The organism is Pseudomonas sp. 22072 (assembly GCF_052046095.1).
Classification (GTDB): Bacteria; Pseudomonadota; Gammaproteobacteria; order Pseudomonadales; family Pseudomonadaceae; genus Aquipseudomonas; species Aquipseudomonas paracarnis.
In genome coordinates, this window is record NZ_JBQEQE010000013.1 from 122818 (window position 1) to 144197 (window position 21380).

24 protein-coding genes and 1 tRNA gene are annotated in these 21380 nt (G+C 59.3%); 14 read left to right on the top strand and 11 right to left on the bottom strand.

The window, feature by feature from the left end; all coding sequences use genetic code 11:
* Positions 1-6: 6 nt before the first annotated feature.
* The gene (locus ACTJLA_RS15625; protein WP_314549492.1) at positions 7-966 is read left to right on the top strand and encodes a MucB/RseB C-terminal domain-containing protein; all 960 of its coding nucleotides are present in this window, start codon (positions 7-9) and stop codon (positions 964-966) included.
* A 234-nt stretch (positions 967-1200) separates the two neighbouring features.
* A complete protein-coding gene (locus ACTJLA_RS15630) occupies positions 1201-2637 on the top strand; it encodes a DegQ family serine endoprotease (protein ID WP_014717365.1) in 1437 nt (478 codons plus the stop codon).
* Between the two features lie 68 nt (positions 2638-2705).
* On the opposite strand, the gene ACTJLA_RS15635 is transcribed toward ACTJLA_RS15630, so the two are convergent.
* Complete coding sequence (locus tag ACTJLA_RS15635) at positions 2706-4139, bottom strand: M48 family metalloprotease (RefSeq protein WP_314549496.1); 1434 nt, start codon at positions 4137-4139, stop codon at positions 2706-2708.
* A 95-nt stretch (positions 4140-4234) separates the two neighbouring features.
* On the opposite strand from ACTJLA_RS15635, the gene ACTJLA_RS15640 reads away from it, so the two are divergent.
* Entirely contained in the window at positions 4235-4474 is a 240-nt protein-coding gene (locus tag ACTJLA_RS15640) for a sulfurtransferase TusA family protein (protein WP_054897608.1), read from the top strand.
* Between the two features lie 19 nt (positions 4475-4493).
* Here ACTJLA_RS15640 and ACTJLA_RS15645 read toward each other — a convergent pair whose 3' ends face one another.
* Entirely contained in the window at positions 4494-4967 is a 474-nt protein-coding gene (locus ACTJLA_RS15645; protein WP_057701165.1) for a peroxiredoxin, read from the bottom strand.
* Between the two features lie 14 nt (positions 4968-4981).
* Positions 4982-5542, bottom strand: a complete 561-nt coding sequence (locus tag ACTJLA_RS15650) for a glycine cleavage system protein R (protein WP_003189463.1) — start codon at positions 5540-5542, stop codon at positions 4982-4984.
* A gap of 262 nt (positions 5543-5804) precedes the next feature.
* On the opposite strand from ACTJLA_RS15650, the gene dapA reads away from it, so the two are divergent.
* From dapA to ACTJLA_RS15675, 5 genes are all read left to right on the top strand, one after another.
* Positions 5805-6683 (top strand): 4-hydroxy-tetrahydrodipicolinate synthase, encoded by an 879-nt coding sequence (dapA, locus tag ACTJLA_RS15655; RefSeq protein ID WP_054897607.1) that lies wholly within the window; start codon positions 5805-5807, stop codon positions 6681-6683.
* 17 nt (positions 6684-6700) lie between these two features.
* Positions 6701-7816 carry an outer membrane protein assembly factor BamC gene (gene bamC, locus ACTJLA_RS15660; RefSeq protein WP_314549508.1) on the top strand — a complete coding sequence of 372 codons (1116 nt, stop codon included), beginning with the start codon at positions 6701-6703 and terminating at the stop codon, positions 7814-7816.
* A gap of 4 nt (positions 7817-7820) precedes the next feature.
* Positions 7821-8579: an MBL fold metallo-hydrolase gene (locus ACTJLA_RS15665; protein ID WP_054897606.1), complete on the top strand. Its 759-nt coding sequence runs from the start codon at positions 7821-7823 to the stop codon at positions 8577-8579.
* 27 nt (positions 8580-8606) lie between these two features.
* Positions 8607-9320 carry a phosphoribosylaminoimidazolesuccinocarboxamide synthase gene (gene purC, locus ACTJLA_RS15670; protein WP_027604309.1) on the top strand — a complete coding sequence of 238 codons (714 nt, stop codon included), beginning with the start codon at positions 8607-8609 and terminating at the stop codon, positions 9318-9320.
* Between the two features lie 83 nt (positions 9321-9403).
* Positions 9404-9493 (top strand) — tRNA-Ser (locus ACTJLA_RS15675).
* A gap of 95 nt (positions 9494-9588) precedes the next feature.
* Here the strand turns inward: ACTJLA_RS15675 and ACTJLA_RS15680 are convergent.
* Positions 9589-9882: a type II toxin-antitoxin system RelE family toxin gene (locus ACTJLA_RS15680; RefSeq protein ID WP_034126587.1), complete on the bottom strand. Its 294-nt coding sequence runs from the start codon at positions 9880-9882 to the stop codon at positions 9589-9591.
* Complete coding sequence (locus ACTJLA_RS15685; RefSeq protein WP_014717442.1) at positions 9872-10111, bottom strand: type II toxin-antitoxin system RelB/DinJ family antitoxin; 240 nt, start codon at positions 10109-10111, stop codon at positions 9872-9874. The genes ACTJLA_RS15680 and ACTJLA_RS15685 overlap by 11 nt, the downstream gene beginning before the upstream one ends.
* Positions 10112-10516: 405 nt before the next feature.
* Between ACTJLA_RS15685 and ACTJLA_RS15690 the strand changes: the two genes are divergently transcribed.
* Complete coding sequence (locus ACTJLA_RS15690) at positions 10517-10771, top strand: DUF6124 family protein (RefSeq protein ID WP_314549516.1); 255 nt, start codon at positions 10517-10519, stop codon at positions 10769-10771.
* A 72-nt stretch (positions 10772-10843) separates the two neighbouring features.
* Here the strand turns inward: ACTJLA_RS15690 and ACTJLA_RS15695 are convergent, their stop codons facing one another.
* Positions 10844-12070, bottom strand: a complete 1227-nt coding sequence (locus ACTJLA_RS15695) for an MFS transporter (protein ID WP_054897603.1) — start codon at positions 12068-12070, stop codon at positions 10844-10846.
* Between the two features lie 133 nt (positions 12071-12203).
* A complete protein-coding gene (locus ACTJLA_RS15700) occupies positions 12204-13145 on the bottom strand; it encodes a LysR family transcriptional regulator (protein ID WP_096143713.1) in 942 nt (313 codons plus the stop codon).
* A gap of 156 nt (positions 13146-13301) precedes the next feature.
* Here ACTJLA_RS15700 and ACTJLA_RS15705 point away from each other — a divergent pair, with 156 nt between their 5' ends.
* The 3 genes from ACTJLA_RS15705 (at position 13302) to ACTJLA_RS15715 (ending at position 17030) form a co-directional block, all read left to right on the top strand.
* On the top strand, positions 13302-14618 hold the full coding sequence (locus ACTJLA_RS15705; RefSeq protein WP_054897601.1) for an MFS transporter: 1317 nt from the start codon (positions 13302-13304) through the stop codon (positions 14616-14618).
* 11 nt (positions 14619-14629) lie between these two features.
* Positions 14630-15862 (top strand): Zn-dependent hydrolase, encoded by a 1233-nt coding sequence (locus ACTJLA_RS15710; protein ID WP_127881265.1) that lies wholly within the window; start codon positions 14630-14632, stop codon positions 15860-15862.
* A gap of 115 nt (positions 15863-15977) precedes the next feature.
* A complete protein-coding gene (locus ACTJLA_RS15715) occupies positions 15978-17030 on the top strand; it encodes a histone deacetylase family protein (protein ID WP_314549525.1) in 1053 nt (350 codons plus the stop codon).
* Positions 17031-17048: 18 nt separating this feature from the next.
* Here ACTJLA_RS15715 and ACTJLA_RS15720 read toward each other — a convergent pair whose 3' ends face one another.
* A complete protein-coding gene (locus tag ACTJLA_RS15720; protein WP_054917741.1) occupies positions 17049-17402 on the bottom strand; it encodes a type II toxin-antitoxin system RelE/ParE family toxin in 354 nt (117 codons plus the stop codon).
* Positions 17399-17803 (bottom strand): ribbon-helix-helix domain-containing protein, encoded by a 405-nt coding sequence (locus ACTJLA_RS15725; protein ID WP_440841557.1) that lies wholly within the window; start codon positions 17801-17803, stop codon positions 17399-17401. Before ACTJLA_RS15725 ends, ACTJLA_RS15720 begins: the two co-directional genes overlap by 4 nt.
* 210 nt (positions 17804-18013) lie before the next feature.
* Between ACTJLA_RS15725 and ACTJLA_RS15730 the strand changes: the two genes are divergently transcribed.
* On the top strand, positions 18014-18916 hold the full coding sequence (locus ACTJLA_RS15730) for a LysR family transcriptional regulator (RefSeq protein ID WP_034127031.1): 903 nt from the start codon (positions 18014-18016) through the stop codon (positions 18914-18916).
* On the opposite strand, the gene ACTJLA_RS15735 is transcribed toward ACTJLA_RS15730, so the two are convergent.
* Together ACTJLA_RS15735 and ACTJLA_RS15740 are read right to left on the bottom strand one after the other, a co-directional pair.
* Positions 18908-19666, bottom strand: coding sequence for a substrate-binding domain-containing protein (locus ACTJLA_RS15735; RefSeq protein WP_070415480.1), 759 nt, complete (start codon positions 19664-19666; stop codon positions 18908-18910). The two genes, ACTJLA_RS15730 and ACTJLA_RS15735, sit on opposite strands and share 9 nt — an antisense overlap.
* On the bottom strand, positions 19663-20970 hold the full coding sequence (locus ACTJLA_RS15740; protein ID WP_003189550.1) for an MFS transporter: 1308 nt from the start codon (positions 20968-20970) through the stop codon (positions 19663-19665). Before ACTJLA_RS15740 ends, ACTJLA_RS15735 begins: the two co-directional genes overlap by 4 nt.
* Before the next feature lie 197 nt (positions 20971-21167).
* On the opposite strand from ACTJLA_RS15740, the gene ACTJLA_RS15745 reads away from it, so the two are divergent.
* On the top strand, positions 21168-21314 hold the full coding sequence (locus tag ACTJLA_RS15745) for a hypothetical protein (RefSeq protein WP_164919346.1): 147 nt from the start codon (positions 21168-21170) through the stop codon (positions 21312-21314).
* The last annotated feature ends 66 nt before the right edge of the window (positions 21315-21380 follow it).

Here is a 21380-nt window from a genome sequence, read left to right on the forward strand (position 1 = left end):
AGCCCTATGCGCGCCATACCGCTCCTTACGCTTTTGCTCAGTAGTTGGTTTGCACTATCCGCCCATGCCGATGAAGCCCAAGACTGGCTGACTCGACTTGGGCGTGCAGAGCAGCAGCAAAGCTTTGAAGGTACGTTTGTCTACGAACGTAACGGCAGTTTTTCTACCCATGACATCTGGCACCGTGTCCAGAATGGTCATGTTCGTGAACGCTTGTTGCAACTTGACGGCTCCGCCCGGGAAGCGGTCAGGGTTGATGGTCGGGCACAATGTGTCAGTGGCACGTTGGCTGCCGGTCTCGGTCAATCAGCTGAGGCACCCTCGCGTATTCTTGATCCAAAAAAACTCACTTCATTCTATGATCTGGCCGTCATTGGCAAATCGCGCGTGGCCGGTCGTCATGCGGTGATTGTGTCGATCAGCCCCCGTGATCCCTATCGTTATGGGTTTGAATTACACCTGGACCGTGAAACTGCGCTGCCGCTTAAATCCTTGCTGCTAAATGACCAAGGGCAGTTGTTGGAGCGTTTTCAGTTCACCCGCCTGGATGCTTCGGCCACTCCTTCTGACCAGGACTTGCAGCCCAGCAGCGACTGTTCGCCAGTAACGATGTCCGCCGCTAAAGCACCTGAGTTGTCTGCCACGCAAAAGTGGCATCTGGACTGGCTACCGCCTGGTTTCCAACAGATCAGCAGCGCTACGCGCAAAGATGCCCAAACGAAATCTACCGTCGACAGCCTGATGTATGACGATGGGCTTGCGCGTTTTTCGGTGTTTCTTGAGTTAGCCGATGGCGCCGATGTGAATGAAACCCGCGCTCAGCTTGGGCCGACCGTGGCAGTCTCGCGGCGCTTGAATACAGTAGATGGCGAAATAATGGTCACGGTAGTGGGCGAAATTCCCATTGGTACTGCTGAGCGCATCGCGTTGTCGGTACGTGGTGAGAAGGCCGCCGCCACGCCCTGAGATTGTTAATCTTATGTTCATCCTGTTCTTTCAATCTGAGCCCGAATTTCGTTGGGTGCGGGGCGTATGAAATCTCTGGATCAGCATTTTCACTTGCAAAAACTTCCCATGTTTTTTATAGGTCAGGGTTTGATGGCTCTGGCCGTGTTTGTTCGCGGAACAAAAATGCCGGTCGCAGTATCCGGCGTTTATTGAACCCTGTCGCTTAACCCTGCTCGTCGTAACGGGAGCTGTATGTCGATACCACGTTTGAAGTCTTACTTATCCATAGTCGCCACAGTGCTGGTGCTGGGCCAGGCCTTACCTGCGCAAGCGGTCGAGCTGCCTGACTTCACCCAACTGGTGGAGCAGGCCTCGCCTGCCGTGGTGAACATCAGTACCACGCAGAAGCTGCCGGATCGCAAAGTCTCGAACCAGCAGATGCCCGACCTGGAAGGCTTGCCGCCCATGTTGCGCGAGTTCTTCGAACGCGGGATGCCCCAACCTCGCTCTCCCCGTGGTGGCGGTGGTCAGCGCGAAGCCCAGTCCCTGGGCTCCGGCTTCATCATTTCGCCTGACGGATACATCCTCACCAACAACCACGTGATTGCCGATGCCGACGAGATTCTCGTGCGCCTGGCCGACCGCAGTGAACTCAAGGCCAAGCTGATTGGCACCGATCCACGTTCCGACGTGGCTTTGCTCAAAATCGATGGCAAGGACTTGCCGGTGCTTAAGCTGGGTAAGTCCCAGGACCTGAAGGCCGGTCAGTGGGTGGTCGCGATCGGTTCACCGTTCGGCTTTGACCACACCGTTACCCAAGGCATCGTCAGCGCCATCGGTCGCAGCCTACCAAACGAAAACTACGTACCGTTCATCCAGACCGATGTGCCGATCAACCCGGGTAACTCCGGTGGCCCGCTGTTCAACCTGGCCGGCGAAGTGGTGGGGATCAACTCTCAGATCTACACCCGCTCCGGTGGCTTCATGGGCGTGTCCTTCGCGATCCCGATCGATGTGGCCATGGACGTCTCCAATCAACTCAAAAGCGGCGGCAAGGTCAGTCGCGGCTGGTTGGGCGTGGTAATCCAGGAAGTGAACAAGGACCTGGCTGAGTCCTTCGGTCTCGACAAGCCGGCCGGTGCACTGGTTGCGCAGATTCAGGACAATGGCCCTGCGGCCAAAGGCGGCTTGAAAGTCGGTGACGTAATCCTGAGCATGAACGGCCAGCCGATCATTATGTCGGCGGACTTGCCACACTTGGTCGGCGCGCTCAAGGCCGGCGGCAAAGCCAAGCTGGAAGTGATTCGTGACGGCAAGCGCCAGAACGTCGAACTGACCGTTGGGGCAATTCCGGAAGAAGGCGCGACCCTGGACGCCCTGGGCAACGCCAAGCCAGGCGCCGAGCGCAGCAGTAACCGTCTGGGTATTGCCGTCGTTGAACTGACCGCCGAGCAGAAGAAAACCTTCGACCTGCAAAGCGGTGTAGTGATCAAGGAAGTTCAGGACGGCCCAGCCGCCTTGATCGGCCTGCAACCGGGTGACGTGATCACCCACTTGAACAACCAGGCAATCGATACCACCAAGGAATTCGCCGACATCGCCAAGGCGTTGCCGAAGAATCGCTCGGTGTCGATGCGCGTCCTGCGTCAAGGCCGTGCCAGCTTCATCACCTTCAAACTGGCCGAGTAATCCGCTAGACCCACAAAAAAGCCCCGCTGCCGGTTAACGGCAGCGGGGCTTTTTTGTGGGTGGCGGGTTCAGCTCATCATGCCTTTCACCAGGCGCTCTTGTTCGATCAGCTCGCGCTGACGGGCGTCGATGCGTGAGGACAACGGGAAGTTATTGCCGGCGCGCCGCTTGGCAAAGTCCAACTGCTGGATGGCTTGCTGGAAATCCCCCACCAATGCGAAGTATTCGGCGCGAGCCTGATGCAGGCCAATAATGTTGCCGGACAAACCGCGGGTTTCAGCAACCTGATACCACACGTCCGGATCGTCCGGCCGCGACTTGAGCAGCCCATCCAGCGCCTTTTCTGCATCGGCGGTACGGTTCTGTTTAAGCAGCAGGTCTACTCGCACCTGGTTCAGCGGATAGTTGCTGGGGTACTGGGAGAGCATGCGGTCGGTACGTTGCTGCGCATCCGGCATGCGGTTGCTGGTGATGTCCAGTTCGATTTGGGCCAGGTTGTAGGTAATGTCGTTGGGCGCCTTGGCCAACAGTGGCGCCAGGCTTTCCCGCGCTTCCTTGAGTTGAGTACCCTTGATCTGAGCGATGGCCAGGCCATAACGCGCTACGTCATTTTTAGGGTTCTCATCCAGCTGCGCCTGGAAGCGCTTGGCGGCCAGACCTGGTGTGTCTTCGTACTTGAGCTGCACCCGTGCGCGAATCAGTTGATAGCGCAGGCTGTCTTCCTTGCCGCCAGGTTTGGCTTGTTCGGCGCGGTTGCGGGTGTCGGCGATACGCGATTCGGTTACCGGGTGAGTCAGCAGGAACTCCGGTGGCTTGGCGTCGAAGCGGTATTGGCGCATCAGCCGTTCGAACATCGTGGGCATGGAGCGCGGGTCGTAGCCGGCTTTCTCCAGGTTGAGGATGCCGATGCGGTCGGCCTCTTGCTCGTTCTGGCGAGAGAAGCGGCGCTGTTCCTGGATCGCGGCGGCTTGTGAGCCGGCAATCGCGGCGATACCGGCATCGCCGGCACCCGCAGCGGCGGCGATAATGCCGCCAAGCAGGGCGGCCATCATCGGCAGTTGCATGCGTGATTGCGCTTCCACGCCTCGGGCGAAGTGACGCTGGGACAAGTGCGCCAGTTCGTGGGCCAGTACCGACGCGTATTCACCTTCGGTCTGTGCATTGAGAAACAGGCCGCCGTTGACCCCGACGATCCCACCGGGAGCCGCAAAGGCGTTGAGCTGTGGGCTGTTGATCAGGATGAATTCCAGGCGCCGGTCATTGACCTGGCTGGTCTCCACCAGCTTGTACACGCTGGTTTCAACGTAATCCTTGAGTTGCGGATCATTGAGTTGCGAAACCTGGCCGCGCAGGTAGGCCAGCCAGGCGCGGCCCAATTGGTATTCCTGTTGCGGCGAGACTATGGCAGAGCTGGCGTCACCAAGTGACGGCAGGTCGTCAGCAAAGGCCGGGGAGGCCAGCAGGCAGGCCAGCGTCAGCAGGGTAGGGCGCAAAAAAGTCATGCACAAAGCCTTTCGACAAAGAGCTTACTGTAGCCGGACACTGAGCTTGGGACCAGATATTCTAAGCGGCCCGAATGTTTGCCTGGAGTAGCACCATGACCGACGTTGTAGCCTGTGACGCCGAACTCGACGCCAGCGGTCTTAACTGCCCTTTGCCGTTGCTCAAGGCCAAGCTGGAGCTCAATAAAATGGCCAGCGGTGCCGTGCTCAAGGTGACTGCCACCGACGCCGGCTCCCAGCGTGATTTTCGCACCTTTGCCAAGCTGGCCGGCCACACCCTGGAGCATGAAGACGCCGCCGAGGGTGTGTACCGTTATTGGTTGCGCAAGGCCTGACGGCCTTGTCGACGCAGAATCAGGCCTTATTCAGCGCCTGCGCTGCCGCCAACACGGCATCAACATGCCCCGGCACTTTCACTCCGCGCCATTCCTGACGCAGCACGCCTTGGCTGTCGATCAGGAATGTGCTGCGATCCACACCCAGGTATTCCTTGCCATACAGCTTCTTCAACTTGATCACATCAAACAGCTGGCAGACCGCTTCGTCCTTATCGCTGATCAGCTCGAAAGGAAATGCCTGTTTGCCCTTGAAGTTCTCGTGGGACTTCACGCTGTCACGCGACACGCCGAACACTTCGGTATTGGCGGCCTTGAATGCGGCGTACTGGTCACGAAAGCCTTGGCCTTCGGTAGTGCAGCCTGGGGTGCTGTCCTTCGGGTAAAAGTAGATCACCACTTGCTTGCCCTTGAGGGCCGCGAGGCTGAAGGTCTGGCCGCTGGTGGCCTGGGCCTCGAAATCGGCCACGGGTGTGTCGATGGCTACCGGCATAGAGAGGTACTTCCTTACATGGGGTTCTGTGGGCGCCATGGTTCGATCAAGGCGTCGAGGTTCAGGGCATCGGCGAAATCGAGGAACTGGTCGCGCAGCCAACTGATCTGTACGCCGGCCGGCAAGGTCACGGTAAAGGTGGCATTGAGCATGGTGCCGCCGGTTTGTGGCGCCTGGTAGGTGTCACAGGTCAGGTTTTCCAGCTCGACGTTATGGTCGATAAAGAACTGGCACAACTCGTTGACGATGTCCGAACGGTAGGCCGAGCTGACATAGGCCACGTAAGGCAAAGCCTGTGGGCGATTTTCCAGGGCGGCGCTGCGTACCACGTTGACGGTAAAGTCGTGCTTTTTGGCCAGGCCCGGCAGGCCGGTTTCAAGGCGTGCCAAGGCATCCCAGGAGCCAGAAATCTGCAGGACCAGCGCACTGCACTCGCCGTGGCGGGTCAGGCGGGAGGTCACGACGGCGCAGCGGTTCTCATGGCTGGCGCGGCACAGGACGTTGGTCAGCTCCATGGGGTTGGCGCCGAGGGCACTGATAACAAGGAATTGTTCGCGAACTGTGGGGGTGGACATGCAGCCTTCCTAAAGCGATGAGCGGTCGATACCGTGTGGGCTGTATCGATCAAAGGATCAAGGGTAGCGAAAAGCGTCGCCAAGGGCTAGGAGGTGGCGTTTTCATTGCGTGATCAGCCGGCTTCGGGCGGTGCTTTGGCCCGCTGATGTCATTGCCCGACGTTTAGTTGCGCCAGAACGCATCCTCACGCGGTACTTCGCTTGTACAAGCATCTTGGCGCCAGTACCATTACGGCTCTCTTTTTCCGGCAGGAGCGGTTGCATGATTGCGGGCAGTATGGTGGCACTGGTCACACCCATGGATGCACAAGGTCGTCTCGACTGGGACAGCCTGGGCAAACTGGTGGACTTCCACCTGCAAGAGGGCACCAACGCCATTGTGGCGGTCGGCACCACAGGTGAATCGGCCACCCTCGATGTGGAAGAGCACATCCAGGTGATCGAGTTCGTGGTCAAGCGCGTTGCGGGCCGCATTGCCGTGATCGCCGGTACGGGCGCCAACTCGACGCGTGAAGCGATCGAGCTGACCAGGAACGCCAAGAAGGCTGGCGCCGACGCTTGCCTGCTGGTAACCCCGTACTACAACAAGCCGACCCAGGAAGGCTTGTACCAGCACTTCAAAGCCATCGCCGAAGCCGTGCAGATCCCGCAGATCCTCTACAACGTACCGGGTCGCACCGCGTGCGACATGAAGGCCGAGACCGTGATCCGCCTGTCCACCGTGCCGAACATCATCGGCATCAAGGAAGCCACTGGCGACCTGCAACGCGCCAAGGACATCCTGGCCGGCGTGAGCAGCGACTTCCTGGTGTATTCCGGTGACGACGCCACCGCTGTCGAGCTGATCCTGCTGGGTGGCAAGGGCAATATCTCCGTGACCGCCAACGTGGCCCCGCGCGCCATGAGCGATATGTGTGCCGCCGCCATCGCGGGCGATGCAGCCACCGCTCGCGCCATCCACGAAAAGCTGATGCCGCTCAACAAGACACTGTTTATCGAATCCAATCCTATTCCCGTGAAGTGGGCGCTGTTTGAGATGGGCCTGATGCCGGACGGTATCCGTCTGCCGCTCACCCCCCTCAGCGAAGCCTGTCACGAACCGCTGCGACAGGCCCTGCGCCAGTCCGGCGTCCTGGTTTAATTGAGGAAGCACTACGCATGAAGCGATTGGCCGGACTTTCCGCACTTGCCTTGATTATCTCCAGCACCAGTGGCTGCGGTTGGGTATGGGGCCCGGAAGGCTACTTCCGTGACCGCGGCAGCGATTACCTGGAAGCGCAAGCAACCAAACCGATGCAACTGCCGCCTGATGTCAATGTCGCCAAGCGCCTTGACCCATTGTTGCCGATTCCACGCAACGTCGCCGACGACACGGTCAAGGGTGAGTACGTAGTGCCACGCCCACAGCCGATTATGGCCGTGGCCGATGCCAGCGACTACAGCCTGCAGAAAAGCGGCGACAACCGCTGGATCGTGGCTCAGCGTCCGCCTGCCGAAGTCTGGCCGGTGGCGGTGCAGTTCTTCCAGGACAACGGTTTCCGCCTCGACCAGCAACGCCCGCAGACCGGTGAGTTCACCACCGCATGGCAGCAAGGTCGCGAGCTGTCCGCCAACATGGCCCAGCGCCTGCTGGCGGGCGGTGTAGCCGCCGACAGCGAAGCCCGTGTGCGTGTGCGCATCGAGCCCGGCGTGCAGCGCAATACCAGCGAAGTCTATGTCGTCAGCGCCGAGCGGCCTGCCGGCAGCACGGCTGACGTCGACTTCACGCCGCGCTCGGTTAACACCGGCGTCGACGCCGCGCTGGTCGACGAGATGCTGGCCAGCATGAGCCGTATCTCCGAGAAGGGCGGTTCCGTTTCCCTGCTCGCCGCCCGTGATTACGACACCCCTAGCCGCATCAGCCTCACCGAAGACGGCAGCGGTAACGTCGTGCTGAACCTGGGTGAAGACCTCGACCGTGCCTGGGCCAGTGTTGGCCGTGCGTTGGAGCAGGGCCCTTGGCGCGTTGAAGACATCAACCGCAGCCTGGGCCTGTACTACATCAACGTGGCTGAAAAGGCCGAGAAGAAAGACGATGAGCCAGGTTTCTTCGGCAAATTGTTCGGCAGCGCGCCGACCAAGGAAGAGATCGAAACCCGTGCCGAGCGTTATCAGGTTCGTTTGAGCAAGGTGGGCGACAGCGTGCAAGTCACCGTCGAGAAAAACATCAACACCGTCGCGCCAGCTGAAACAGCGCGCAAAGTGTTGGGCGTGATTCAAGACAACCTGGGCTGATCCGATGCGTTTTGCCGTTCTCGGCAGCGGTAGCCAAGGGAACGGTACGCTGGTCGCCCATGATGACACGTACGTGCTGGTCGATTGTGGTTTCTCCCTGCGGGAAACCGAGCGGCGCCTGTTGCGCCTGGGGGTTCACCCCACGCAACTGAGCGCGATTCTGGTAACCCACGAACATGCCGACCATGTGCATGGCGTGGGTTTGCTGTCTCGGCGCTACAATCTGCCGGTGTACTTGAGTCGCGGCACGTTGCGCGGGATGCGCAAACCCATTGAGCCGGCAGGTTTTCTGGCCGGTGGCGAGCAACTGCAAATCGGTGCCCTGAGCATCAATGTCGTCGCGGTTGCCCACGATGCCCAGGAGCCCACGCAATACGTATTCAGTGACGGCCAGCGGCGTTTCGGCGTGCTGACCGACCTGGGTTCCTACTGCGCCAGGGTGCTGGACGGATACCGGGACCTCGATGCCTTGATGATCGAGTCCAACCACTGCAGGGATCTACTGGCACGCGGTCACTACCCTTACTTTCTCAAGCAACGGGTGGGCGGCGAGCTGGGACATTTGAACAATCACCAGGCGGCATATCTGGTGTACGAGTTGGGCTGGCAAGACCTGCAACACCTGGTCCTGGCTCACCTCAGCAGCAAGAACAACCTGCCGACGCTTGCCCGGCAATGTTTTGTCGACACCCTAGGGTGCGACCCGGACTGGCTGCAACTGGCCGATCAAGATTCAGGGCTCGACTGGCGACACATCGCCTAGCCCACCTTACTCAAAGCGGAGCCCATCATGGAAAAACGTGAAGAACTCTACCGCGGCAAAGCCAAGTCGGTGTACAAGACCGACGACGCCAACCGCCTGATCCTGCTGTTTCGCAACGACACCTCGGCGTTCGACGGCAAGCGCATCGAACAGCTGGATCGCAAAGGCATGGTGAACAACAAGTTCAACGCCTTCATCATGCAGAAGCTCGAAGCGGCCGGCATCCCGACCCAATTCGACAAACTGCTGGGCGACAACGAGTGCCTGGTCAAGAAGCTCGACATGATCCCGGTGGAATGCGTCGTGCGTAACTACGCCGCCGGCAGCCTGGTCAAGCGTTTGGGCGTGGAAGAGGGCCTCAAGCTCAACCCTTACACCTTCGAACTGTTCCTGAAGGACGACGCCAAGGGCGACCCGTTCATCAACGAATCCCACGTCGTGGCGTTCGGCTGGGGCACCGCTGAGCAACTGGCGCGCATGAAGGAGTTGTCCCTCAAGGTCAACGACGTGCTGAGCAAGCTGTTCGACGACGCCGGCCTGTTGCTGGTGGACTTCAAGCTCGAATTCGGCGTGTTCCACGACGGCTCCATCGTCCTGGGCGACGAGTTCAGCCCGGATGGTTGCCGCCTGTGGGACAAGGACACCAAGAAGAAGATGGACAAAGACCGCTTCCGCCAAGGCCTCGGTGACGTGATCGAAGCCTACGAAGAAGTCGCCAAGCGCCTCGGCGTACCGCTGTAATCGACGCAAGCATCTGATAGCACGGAAAAAAATCGCTTCGGCGCTTTGCATCCATCAATCATGCTGTTATGATGCGCGCCGTTGGAGAGATGCCAGAGTGGCCGAATGGGACGGATTCGAAATCCGTTGTACCTTCACCGGTACCTAGGGTTCGAATCCCTATCTCTCCGCCATTACATAGAAAAAGCCCCGTAGCTGAATAAACTGCGGGGCTTTTTCGTTTTCAGCCTTTATTAACGGCTGCTTCAGGGAATTGTTGTAGTCCTGCCTAACGCTGAACAAGGCGCTCAGACGCTTTGCGATAAGCCTGATCTCGTTCACGTTTATCGACGGCGACCACGAACACCGTAACTTCCTGATCTATCACTTGATACACCAGCCTGTATCCGCTGCTATGCAGTTTGATCTTGTAGCAGTCAGGCAGCCCATGTAGGCGGTTAGCCTCAATACGTGGGTTGTTCAGGACTTCGACCAGCTTCTTCTTGAGTTGCTGACGGAGGGTGTCGCCGAGTTTCTGCCATTCCTTCAATGCACGCGCATCAAAATCAAGGCTATAGGTCATCCAAAGAAACCCTTACGCGTTGAGGCGATGCAAGACGCTCACGTACGGTCGCCATCAAGGCTTCATCCTCTTCAGTCATCAGCACAGGCTTAAATGGCAACTGGCCGCGTTCGGCAACATATTGCAACGCCTGACGTATCAGTTCAGAAGGTGTGACACCGAGTTTCTCCAGTTCTAGGTAGGCACGAGCTTTCAGGTCGTCATCGATACGGATGTTGATAGATGCCAAGAGATAGCTCCTTGTGTAATGACGTTGGTCATTACATTGGAGCAATCGGGTTTCATTGGCAAGTCTGTCTGGACATACGGCAGTCGCTCTCATCTGTTAATCCTACTTCTTGGCCGTCGGCTTTGCCGGGCGCTTTTTATCGGTTTCCTTCACCGTTTCCCTTGGTCTTCTCTTCGCCTCTTGCTCTGTTACGTATTCACCAGTGACCGCATCGCGATATCTCGTTGGCATATCAGCACCCTTGACAGTATGTCGCCACGGCGGCGACCTTTTGAGGCTAGCTTGCAGGCTTATGCACACAAGGTTCCTGGTGGGGTTCTGGTTACCAAGCTTTTCCGAAACAGGTGCTTACGTTGTGCAGGTTCGGCAGTTTTCGTGCAGGGTTGCGTTGGCTGGGGTTACATCATGAATAAGATCACCGCTGATTCTACCGAAGGGCACGCACGCAAAATCTTTTGCGTAGCCGATGATGTCGGCACCGAAGAAACCCTTATAAACGCCACCGAAACCCTCTCATCCGCCCTTCAATCCGCCTACCAATGCGCCGAAGATCCAGTCAGCACGCAGTCGCCCGTGATCATGGCCCTGGCTCAATTGATTGATAACGCGCAAGCCTTGGTGGACGCTGTCTTGGAGCGTGATTTCCCCACGGCCAAATAAATACCTGCTCCCGAAACGAAAAAAGCCTGCTGAACTCAACGCTCAGCAGGCTTTTTTGCGCCTACAACCCGGTCAGGCAGGCTGCGCCACCAGGCTATTACTCACCTTGCGGCCCAACACCAGCACGGTCGCAAACCCCAACCCCACCAACACAGTGGCCAGGCTCAACAACACCGAGCTGCCCATTTGGTCGACGATCCGCCCACCAAAGAACGAGCCCAGGGCAATGATCACCTGAAACAGCGCCACGAACAGCGGCATGCCTCGCTCCACATCCTTGGGCGCTACCACGAACATCCAGATACTGGCGCAGGCCGGGAAGGCGCCAAAGGCAAAGCCCCAGAGCGCGATCAGCACCACGGCGCCTGTCATACCGGTGGCGAAGTAGGGGAACAGTGCAGTGCTGGTACCGATCATCAGCGCGACCAGCAGCAGGGTGTTGCGTACGCTGCGGTTGGCGGCGAAGCCGGCGAACACATTGCCCAGCACGCCTGCCACGCCATACAGCAGCAACAATGAGCCAATCGTTGGCCCGTCGAAGCCGGAGCTGTGTTTGAAGAACGGCGCGACATAGGTATACGCAGCAAAGTGCGCCAGGCCAATCAGCAGTACGGCGATCAACCCGACCCGCGCTTGTGGGTTGATAAACAAAGCTGGCAGGTCACGGATCTGAATGGCTTTCTCAGGAGTGAGTCGCGGCAGCAGGAAGATTTGCGCCAACAGCACCGGAATGCCCACCAACGCCGTGACCAGGAAGGTCATCCGCCAGCCCATCAGGCCGCTGAGCCAGGTACCCACAGGCACGCCCAGAACGGTGGCCAGGGTCACGCCCATCATGATGATCGAGGTGGCCTTTGCTACGCCCACGCCCTTGGGCGCCAGCCGCCCGCTGAGGGCAATGGCCGTGGCCCAGAAGCCGCCGATACTGATGCCGAGCAATACGCGGCCGAACAGCAGCAGGCTGAAATCATTAGCGAAGGCCACCACCAAGTTGGCGATGATCATCACCAATGTCAGGCCGATCAGCAAGTAACGACGGTCCATGGCGCCAATGCTGACCGACAGAAACGGCGCGGCGAGGGCAGCCATGATGCCGGGCAATGTCACCATCAATCCGGCATGACCGGCACTGATGCCCAGGTCGCTGGCGACGTCGTTGAGTACGCCCACCGGCAGGAATTCACTGGTCACCAGTGCGAAAGCACCCACGGCGACCGAAAGAATCGCCAACCACTGCTGTTTGACGCTTTGTTGATTATGTTCAGGATGCCCGCTAGGGGCCTGGCTCGCGCTTGGCATGGGATTGGGTTCCGGGAGGAATGTCGCCTGAAGCCAGGCGAGGAGGGAATGTGGGGCGATTATAGGAATCAGTGTCGGCAATCGTTCAGGCGCTCGTTTCGATAGTAATCATCAGTGCTATCGATGTGAGCAATCATTTTTCGGCCAACCGTTCCAGAAGGCACTCAATAAACACCCCCTCCGCCCGACTCAACTTCTGCTCCCGGTTCCACAACAGATGAATATCCACATCCGCAATCCCGTCATCCGGCGGCAACCGCCAGAGCAGCCCGCGCTCCACATCGTCCGCCACCACATGAGTGGGTAAGCAGCCCAAGCCAAACCCGGCAATGACCAATCGCCGCACTTCTTCCAGGCTGGATGACGACGCCACGATCCGCCCGCCGAACCCTTGCTGATCGCGAAAAATCGTCAGCGGCGAGAGCATTCCGCCGATCTGGTCGCTGGTAAAACTCACGAAATTTTCCGACTGCAAATCCCCCTCGGCCAGGTTTGTGCGCCCAAACAAGGGGTGATGTTTTCCACAAAAAAACGCGTAGCGCTGACGCAAAAACAGGTGCTGTTCCAGGCGCGGTTGTGGCCGGCGATTGAGGCTGAGCCCCAGGGTCGCGGTTTTTTCCAGCAGCGCGGCGACAATGTCGGAGCTGCGCATCACTTCTACTTCCAGATCGACCCGTGGATGTTCGCGATGAAAACCCGCGAGAAAGTCATCGAAAGTGTCGGAATTAATCCGGCTGATCATCAGCAAGCGCACTTTGCCGATCACTTCATCACCCGGCTTTTGCAGGGCGTTGCTCATCTGCGAGACCTGGCCGTACATCTCTCCGGCAATGGCGAAGATCTGCTCACCGGCTTCGGTGAGCACGAAGCGCGGGCCACGGCGCAGGATGAGCTGGCAATCCAGCTGTTCTTCCAGGCGCTTGAGCGCCTGGCTGATGGCCGGTTGCGTCAGATGCAGGCGGGCGGCGGCGCGGCTGATGCTCAGTTCCTGGCCGATCACGCGGAAGGTGCGCAGCAGGTTCCAGTCCAGGCGGTCATTGAGCAGAGGGTGAATATCGCGGCGAAATTCGGGCATGGCGGCGCTCGATATAAGCAGTTCTTATAATCAAGATAATAAATAGAAAATTGACTAATCATAGCCCCTGGCCGAAAAATCGGGTTTAACGAGCGCCACCAGAGCGCACCGGTTTGACTTTCTCCTGCCAAAAAAATAAACAAAGGAGCCAGCCCCATGAAGCCTTCCGCTTCGCCGCAGCCTCGCCGTGCTGCGGCCGCCGCCTTTATCGGCACCATGATCGAGTGGTACGACTTTTACATCTATGCCACCGCTGCAGCGCTGGTGTTCGGTCAACTGTTCTTCCCCTCCGACGATAAATTGTTCAGCACCATGGCCGCGTTCGGCACCTTCGCCGTCGGCTTTTTTGCGCGGCCGTTGGGCGGCATCGTGTTCGGTCATATCGGCGACCGCATCGGCCGCAAGAAATCCCTGGTGATTACCCTCGTGATGATGGGCGTGGTCACGGTGTGCATCGGCCTGTTACCGACCTATGCCCAGATCGGCGCTGCCGCACCGGTGCTGTTGATCCTGTTGCGGGTGGTGCAGGGTATTGCGGTTGGCGGCGAGTGGGGTGGGGCGGTGTTGATGGCTGGCGAGCACGCGCCGAAAGGGCGGCGTAATTTCTTTGCATCCTTCGCGCAGTTGGGCAGCCCGGCCGGTTTGATTCTTTCCTTGCTGGCGTTCAGTGCCGTCACTCGTTTACCTGAAGAGGACCTGCTCAGCTGGGGCTGGCGCCTGCCGTTCCTGGCCAGTGCCTTGCTGTTGATCGTCGGCCTCGCGATTCGCCTGGGTGTGAACGAGTCGCCGGAGTTCCTCGAAGACAAGGCCCTGGCGGAAAAAGCGCGAGCGATCAAGCAGGACCAAGCCCCCGTGCTGGAAGTGCTGAAGACCGCTTGGCGTCCACTGTTGTTGTGCATTGGCGCCAATACGTTGGGGATTGCCGGCGTGTATTTCACCAACACCTTCATGATTGCCTACAGCACTCAGCAACTTAACCTGCCGCGCTCGTTGATTCTGGAGTGCCTGTTCTTCGTCGCCATTATTCAGTTCTGCGTCCAGCCGCTGGCCGCCTGGGTGGCGGAGAAGGTCGGCGCTACCCGGTTTCTGTGCGCCATGTGCGTGCTGGCAATGGCCTCGCCGTACCCGATGTTCGTCCTGGTCAGCAGCGCTCAGGCACCGTTGATCATCCTCGGCATTGCCCTGGCGGTGGTGTGCATGGCGTCGTTCTACGCCGTCATCGCAGGTTTTGTCAGCGGCCTGTTTGAAACCCGTGTGCGCTACACCGCGATCTCCCTGGCTTACCAGGTATGCGGCGCGCTGGCCGGCGGCCTGACACCGTTGATCGGCACCTGGCTGGCCCATCAATACCTGGGCCAATGGTGGCCGATGGCAGTGTTTTACAGCGTGATCGCGGCGGTTTCGTTGGTGTGCGTACTGGCCTTGTCCCGCCGCCATGCCACGGCCCACCGCCTGGAAATGGCACACAGTTGAGGGAGTCAGCAATGTTGAAGATTAATGGCGAGCGCCTGTGGCGTAGCCTGATGGACATGGCCGAGATCGGCGCGACCGCACGCGGTGGCAGCTGCCGCCTGGCGTTGAGCGCTGAAGACAAGGCCGGTCGTGAGCTGTTCAGCCACTGGTGTAAAGCAGCCGGCCTGACGTTGAGCATGGATGCCATCGGCAACCTGTTCGCCCGCCGCGCGGGTACCGACAATGACGCCGCCCCGGTGATGATGGGCAGCCACCTGGATACCCAGCCCGAAGGCGGACGCTTCGATGGGGTGTACGGCGTGTTGGCTGGCCTGGAGGTCATCCGCAGCCTCGACGACCACGGCATCCAGACGCGCAAGCCGTTGGAAATTGCAGTGTGGACCAACGAGGAGGGCGCCCGTTTCACCCCGGCGATGCTGGGCTCGGCAGTGTTCACCGGCACACTTGCCCTGGACATGGCACTGGCAACCGCTGATGTAGACGGTATCAGCGTGAACGAGGCGTTGCGCACCACCGGCTACAACGGTGAGCGCCCGTTGGGTGGCGCAGTGGATGCGTATTTCGAAGCGCATATCGAGCAAGGCCCGATTCTGGAAGACAACGCCAACAGCATCGGCGTAGTCACCGGTGGTCAAGCGATTCGCTGGCTCGATGTACGGGTCGAAGGCATGGCCGCGCACGCTGGCACCACGCCGATGCCGTTGCGTAAAGATGCGCTGTACGGCGCGGCAAAAATGATCCAGGCCCTGGAAAACCTCGCTGCCGATTTTGCCCCGCAGGGCCTTACCACTGTGGGTGAACTGAGCATCGCCAAGTCGTCGCGCAACACCATCCCCGGCTTGCTCAACTTTACCGTCGACCTGCGCCATCACCGCGACGCCGACATCGACGCCATGGAGCAGCAAGTGCGTGCACGCCTGCAGGCTATCGCGGACAACCGTGGCCTGAGCGTCACCATCACGCCTCACTGGATCAGCCCGGCTACGCCGTTCGACGCCGAGTGCGTGGCTTGCGTGCAGGCTGCGGTGGACGGCTTGGGCTACAGCCAGCAGACCATCGTCAGCGGCGCCGGCCACGATGCGATTCACCTGGCGCGCTATTGCCCCACCGCGATGATCTTCATCCCCTGCGTCGGCGGCCTCAGCCACAACGAAGCCGAGGATGTCTTGCCCGACGATGTGCGCCAGGGTACCGATGTCTTGCTAAACGCCGTCTTGAAACGCGCCGGGCATGTTCATTTCTAAAGGCCGACGCCGCACCCCTGTGGGAGCTGGCTNCAGAGAGCAATGTATTGCCTGATTCACCGCCATCGCAGGCAAGCCAGCTCCCACAGGTTCTGTGTTTATCCAGGAGCAACTCATGAAGACGTTTTTTCACCCCGAACAACTCCTGCATCACCCGCGTAGCTACTATTCCCGCGGCCAGATGCGCACGCCCCAGGAGGTTCCCGAGCGAGCGCGCAACTTGCTGCTGGCTGCGCAAACCCTGGGCTTCGATATCCAGCAACCGACTGATTACGGTATGGATCCGTTGTTCGCCGTGCACGGCGGCGACTACCTGGCTTTTCTTCAAGAAGCTCACCAGCGCTGGAAAGAAATCCCCGAAGACTGGGGCGACGAAGTCATGTCCAACATCTTCGTGCGTGAACCCAATGCCTTGCGCGGCATCCTGGCCCAGGCGGCACGCTACCTGGCCGATGGCAGTTGCCCCATCGGTGAGTTGACCTGGCGCTCGGCTTATTGGTCAGCCCAAAGCGCCATCGCCGCAGCGGGAGAAATCCTCGATGGCGCCCCTGCCGCCTACGCCTTGTGCCGGCCGCCGGGCCATCACGCCCGCTTCGACGCGGCCGGTGGCTTCTGTTACATCAACAATGCGGCCGTGGCTGCGCAGGCACTGCGCCAAGGTTTCCAGCGTGTCGCCGTGCTCGATACCGATATGCATCACGGCCAAGGCATCCAGGAAATTTTCTACGACCGCGACGACGTGCTGTATGTGTCGATCCACGGCGACCCGACCAACTTCTATCCTGGCGTCGCAGGCTTTGCCGAGGAAAAAGGCAACGGCGCCGGCGAGGGGTACAACCTCAACCTGCCGATGCCCCATGGTGCCAGCGAAGCGGTGTTCTTTGAAAAACTGGAGCAGGCCCTGGCAGCGGTGAAGGACTTCTCGGCGGATGTGCTGGTGTTGTCACTGGGCTTCGATATCTATGAGCTGGACCCACAAAGCAAAGTCGCGGTGACGCGGGAAGGCTTTGCGCGGTTGGGAGCCCGCATCCGTGCGCTGGGGTTGCCCTGCGTGATCGTGCAGGAAGGCGGGTATCACTTGGAAACGTTGGACAGTAATGCCCAGGCGTTTTTCGGTGCACCAGCGGCTTGGAACACGCTATCAGACCCTTTATTAAAGGGTGTTTGAACGCTAAAAGCCTGCTGATCAGTTTTCAGCAGGCTTTTCAGCCCTTGTCGGGTGCTCGTTCTGATCTGCGTGCAACAACGCCGTGTAATCTTGCCCGCCGTAAAACACCCCCACTATTGATACCGTTTTGAAGTCAGGCTTCACCCTGAAAGCAATAATGGTGCTGCGACGATAGTGAGTGATGCGCAAGTCTTTCAGCAGGTCGTCACGGCGCATGCCACGCAAGGGAAACAGGGCAAGGCTTTCACAGTAGCTGACAAGATTGTCGATAAAACGCGCCGCTTCAGGAGGGGAGCCGACATCGCTGATGTAGTCTTCAAGGGCATCGAGTTGCGCCAAGACCTCGGGCGAAAAAACTACCGAGTAGCTCACGCTTCCCCTGTGCCTTTGCGCTGACGTCTGGCGGCCATATGTTCGCGGACCTGTTCTGGCGATAACCCAAGCTCAGGCTTCGCCTCAAGGGCGGTCGCTGCGGGGATGACTTCGGCTCTGAGCCAATCCTCCATGGCACGATCACGCGCCAGCAACGCCCGCAGGCCGTCGCGAATCACTTCACTTTCGCTGGCATATTCGCCAGCAGCCACCTTGGCTTTGACCAGAGCCGCCATTTCAAGGGGCAAGGTGATGCTCATTTGCTGGGTTGAGCGCATGGGTGTATCCGCCTGAGCTGAGTGGGATTCAATCCTACTCGACCATTGGCGCGATGCAAGAAGCAACTGATCGATGCCGATGCCCGGCGCCTCGTCGTCCATCCAGAAGGGGTAGGTTTCCATGAGTTGCTACGTCTCCAGTTGTGTAGGTCAGGCCGAAAGTATTGACCCGTTTTGGCGATCGCGTGGCCGCAGGCGGCCGATAACCTGCTGATATGTATGACTTCATATGTGTAACAGGATGATCTCGGCAAACCGTCTCGGCACACATGGCGTCCCACCGGCTCCCATACGATAATGCTCGCCACCTCGACCACCTTTGGCCTGCCTCCCGTGATCATCAACTTCGACCTCAACGACCTCCAAGCTTTCCGCGCCGTGGTGGACAAGGGCAGTTTTCGTGGCGCTGCCGAGGCCATCCGTATCTCGCAACCGGCCCTCAGCCGGCGTATCGAAAAGCTCGAATCCGCACTGGATGTAAAGCTGTTCGAACGCACCACACGGCGGGTCAGCCTCACCATGGTCGGGCGCGCGTTTTTGCCCCAGGTTGAGCGCATGCTCGACGATCTCGACATCGCGCTGATGGGTATCAGCAACGTCGCCTCGACGCGCATGGGGAATGTCACCATCGCCTGCGTGCCGTCTACCGCGTACTACTTCATGCCCCATGTGATCTCCGAGTTCCACAAGCTGTATCCGAAGATTCGCCTGCGGGTGCTGGATGCCAGTGCCGGCGAGGTGTGCAATGCGGTGGCCAGCGGCGAGGCAGACTTTGGCGTGAGTTTCAGCGGTAGCCTGGCCGATGAGGTGGAATTCGAGTTGCTGCTGCAGGAGCGCTACGTGCTGGCCTGCCGGCGTGATCACCCTCTGGCCGGGCGTGACAGCGTGAGCTGGACCGAGGCCTATGAGCATGACTACATCGAGGTGGACAAGACGTCGGGCAACCGCTTCCTGCTCGACCAGGCCCTGCGTGGCGTGCGGGTGAAAAAGCCGAGTATCTGCGAGACGCACCATGTGACCACCATGATCGGACTGGTGGAGGCGGGGCTGGGCGTGGCGATGGTGCCGTCGATTGCGATGCCGGCGCACACTCACCCGATTCTGGTCAGTGTGCCGCTGGTGGAGCCCCAGGTGTTGCGCAATGTGGGCTTGATCAAGCGCCGCGGGCGGACGTTGCCACCGGCGGCGCTGGAGTTGGAGCGACTGGTGCGGGAGATGCCGTTCCGATCAGCGTGACACCGAGTCCAGGCCGGTGGATTGCACCTCCTGCTGGGCCTCGGGCGATGCCATGAACTGCAACAGTGCCTTGGCCTGCTCAGGGTGTTTGGCGTTCACTGGAATACCGGCGGCGAAACGGGTAACGGACTGCACGTCTTCCGGGATCTTGCCTACGAACGTCACGCCCTTGACTGGCAACAATTCCGCCACTTGTTGCAAGCCGACCTCGTAATCACCCTTGGCCACCTGTTCGCCCACCGGCACGCGTTGGATCATGGTGCCCTTGGCAGGCATGCCGAGCTTCTTGAACAATTCCTTCTCGACATAAACGCCGCTGGCGCTATCCGAATAGGCCACCGATTTGGCTTGGCTCAACACAGCCTTGAGCTCGGAATCGGTATTGATCGAAGGTTTGGCCGCACCTTCCTTCACCACCAGGCCGATCCGCGAGTCCGCCAGCTCCACGCGGGACGCGGGGTCGACTTTGCCTTGTTTGATCAACTCATCCAGGGCATAGCCGACCATGATCACCACATCGGCCTGTTCGCCACGGGCCAGGCGGTTGGGAATCGCTTCCGGCGCCTTGCCCATGGACGGGCCAAGGATGGTGTCGAGGGTGTCACCGCTTTGCTCGGCGTATTGCGGGCCGAGCAATTTATACGCGGCGGTGAAGCCGCCCGAGGTCATGACCTTGAGTTGTTCAGCCTGGGCTGATAGCGCCAGGGTGCCGAGGACGACAGCAGCGAGGGTCTTGAACAGCGGCTTCATTGCGCAGCCTCCTGCATGACTTGGCCACGGGTATTGGCGCGGCGATACAACGCCAGGGTCGAACACAATGCACACAGCGCGGCGAATATCATCCAATACGCAGGTGAAGCCTTGTCTTCGGTGATGTGAATGAACCAGGTGGAGATCGCTGGCGTGAAGCCACCGAACACTGCTGTCGCCAGGCTGTAGGCCAGGGAGAAACCCGCCACACGCACTTCCACCGGCATGATTTCAGTCAACGCCGGGATCATCGCGCCGTTATACATGCCATACAGGAACGAGAACCACAGCAGGGTTTCCAGCATGTGCGCAAAGCTTGGTGCGTTGACCACGTAGGACAATGCCGGATAAGCCGTAAGGACAGTCAGCACCGTCATGGCAATCAGCACGGGTTTACGGCCGAAGCGGTCGCTTAACGTGCCGCCGATCGGCAGCCAGAAAAAGTTCGAGATCGCGACCAGCAAGGTCACCAGCAAGGCGTCCGAGGTGCTCAGGTGCAACACGGTTTTACCAAAAGTCGGCGCGTACACGGTGATCAGGTAGAACGCGGTAGTGGTCATGGCCACCATCAGCATGCCGCCGATGACCACGGTCCAGTTCTTCACCAGGGTTGCCATCACTTCACGCATGGTCGGGCGATGCTTGCGGTTGGCGAACTCTTCGGTTTCCTGCAGGTTGCGACGCAGCACGAAGATGAACGGAATGATCACGCAGCCGACGGCGAACGGAATACGCCAGCCCCAATCGGCCACCACCGCAGGTTCCATCCACACGTTCAGGCCATAACCCAGGGCCGCGGCGACGACGATGGAGATCTGTTGGCTGCCCGACTGCCAACTGGTGTAGAAGCCTTTACGGCCCGGCGTGGCCATTTCGGACAGGTACACCGACACGCCACCCAGCTCCGCACCGGCCGAGAAACCTTGCAGCAGGCGCCCCAACAGCACCAGAAACGGCGCCCACAGGCCGATGGTCTGATAACTCGGCACCAGTACGATCAGTAGCGTACCGCTGGCCATGATCGACAAGGTCACGATCAAGCCTTTGCGACGGCCCACGTCATCGATGTAGGCACCCAGAATAATCGCGCCCAATGGACGCATCAGGAAGCCAGCGCCGAACACGGCGAAGGTCATCATTAATGACGCAAACTCATTAGCGGCCGGGAAGAACGCGGCAGCGATATAGGTGGCGTAGAAACCGAACAGAAAGAAGTCGAACTGTTCGAGAAAATTGCCCGAAGTAACGCGCAATACCGCGCCTACTTTCGAGGGGGCAGCCGCAGGCCGGGAAGGGGTCGTCATGGTTTTGTGTCTCCAGCGTTCTTTTTAAAGTGCTTGTTTCGCTTAAGACTTGGGATAGTGGCTGACACATTTAGAAATGATAAGTGACTAATTTGGATGAATTGATGCGTATTGGCTATCAATCCATTCCGGCTTCAAGACAACCCGCCGTGTCCTATGCTTGAAGCTGTTTCCAATTCTTATGGGCGGAGGCCGTTATGGGCAACGAACACAAGCAGCACAACGAGCCGGAGCGTGAAGAACCCCGGCGGCAGCGCGAAGACGAAAAGCCGCAAACCTGGAAGCATCCGGACGACGGCACCGAGCTTTCCGAGCGTGACCAGGAGTTTCCGCTCAAGCCTTGAGTCAGGTAACCGCGGTCTAATTGTGGGAGCGGGCTTGCTCGCGAAGGCGGTGTGTCAGTCAACGGA

What these genes read in the sequence shown, in the direction of transcription:
- ACTJLA_RS15630 (WP_014717365.1), top strand. Translation starts at nt 1,201, where the DNA reads ATGTCGATACCACGTTTGAAGTCTTACTTATCCATAGTCGCCACAGTG.
- purC (WP_027604309.1), top strand. Translation starts at nt 8,607, where the DNA reads ATGGAAAAACGTGAAGAACTCTACCGCGGCAAAGCCAAGTCGGTGTAC.
- ACTJLA_RS15650 (WP_003189463.1), bottom strand. Translation starts at nt 5,542, where the DNA reads ATGTCCACCCCCACAGTTCGCGAACAATTCCTTGTTATCAGTGCCCTC.
- ACTJLA_RS15710 (WP_127881265.1), top strand. Translation starts at nt 14,630, where the DNA reads ATGTTGAAGATTAATGGCGAGCGCCTGTGGCGTAGCCTGATGGACATG.
- ACTJLA_RS15700 (WP_096143713.1), bottom strand. Translation starts at nt 13,145, where the DNA reads ATGCCCGAATTTCGCCGCGATATTCACCCTCTGCTCAATGACCGCCTG.
- ACTJLA_RS15680 (WP_034126587.1), bottom strand. Translation starts at nt 9,882, where the DNA reads ATGACCTATAGCCTTGATTTTGATGCGCGTGCATTGAAGGAATGGCAG.
- ACTJLA_RS15725 (WP_440841557.1), bottom strand. Translation starts at nt 17,803, where the DNA reads ATGGAAACCTACCCCTTCTGGATGGACGACGAGGCGCCGGGCATCGGC.
- ACTJLA_RS15705 (WP_054897601.1), top strand. Translation starts at nt 13,302, where the DNA reads ATGAAGCCTTCCGCTTCGCCGCAGCCTCGCCGTGCTGCGGCCGCCGCC.
- ACTJLA_RS15665 (WP_054897606.1), top strand. Translation starts at nt 7,821, where the DNA reads ATGCGTTTTGCCGTTCTCGGCAGCGGTAGCCAAGGGAACGGTACGCTG.
- bamC (WP_314549508.1), top strand. Translation starts at nt 6,701, where the DNA reads ATGAAGCGATTGGCCGGACTTTCCGCACTTGCCTTGATTATCTCCAGC.
- dapA (WP_054897607.1), top strand. Translation starts at nt 5,805, where the DNA reads ATGATTGCGGGCAGTATGGTGGCACTGGTCACACCCATGGATGCACAA.
- ACTJLA_RS15740 (WP_003189550.1), bottom strand. Translation starts at nt 20,970, where the DNA reads ATGACGACCCCTTCCCGGCCTGCGGCTGCCCCCTCGAAAGTAGGCGCG.
- ACTJLA_RS15715 (WP_314549525.1), top strand. Translation starts at nt 15,978, where the DNA reads ATGAAGACGTTTTTTCACCCCGAACAACTCCTGCATCACCCGCGTAGC.
- ACTJLA_RS15690 (WP_314549516.1), top strand. Translation starts at nt 10,517, where the DNA reads ATGAATAAGATCACCGCTGATTCTACCGAAGGGCACGCACGCAAAATC.
- ACTJLA_RS15640 (WP_054897608.1), top strand. Translation starts at nt 4,235, where the DNA reads ATGACCGACGTTGTAGCCTGTGACGCCGAACTCGACGCCAGCGGTCTT.
- ACTJLA_RS15625 (WP_314549492.1), top strand. Translation starts at nt 7, where the DNA reads ATGCGCGCCATACCGCTCCTTACGCTTTTGCTCAGTAGTTGGTTTGCA.
- ACTJLA_RS15735 (WP_070415480.1), bottom strand. Translation starts at nt 19,666, where the DNA reads ATGAAGCCGCTGTTCAAGACCCTCGCTGCTGTCGTCCTCGGCACCCTG.
- ACTJLA_RS15635 (WP_314549496.1), bottom strand. Translation starts at nt 4,139, where the DNA reads ATGACTTTTTTGCGCCCTACCCTGCTGACGCTGGCCTGCCTGCTGGCC.
- ACTJLA_RS15695 (WP_054897603.1), bottom strand. Translation starts at nt 12,070, where the DNA reads ATGCCAAGCGCGAGCCAGGCCCCTAGCGGGCATCCTGAACATAATCAA.
- ACTJLA_RS15645 (WP_057701165.1), bottom strand. Translation starts at nt 4,967, where the DNA reads ATGCCGGTAGCCATCGACACACCCGTGGCCGATTTCGAGGCCCAGGCC.
- ACTJLA_RS15745 (WP_164919346.1), top strand. Translation starts at nt 21,168, where the DNA reads ATGGGCAACGAACACAAGCAGCACAACGAGCCGGAGCGTGAAGAACCC.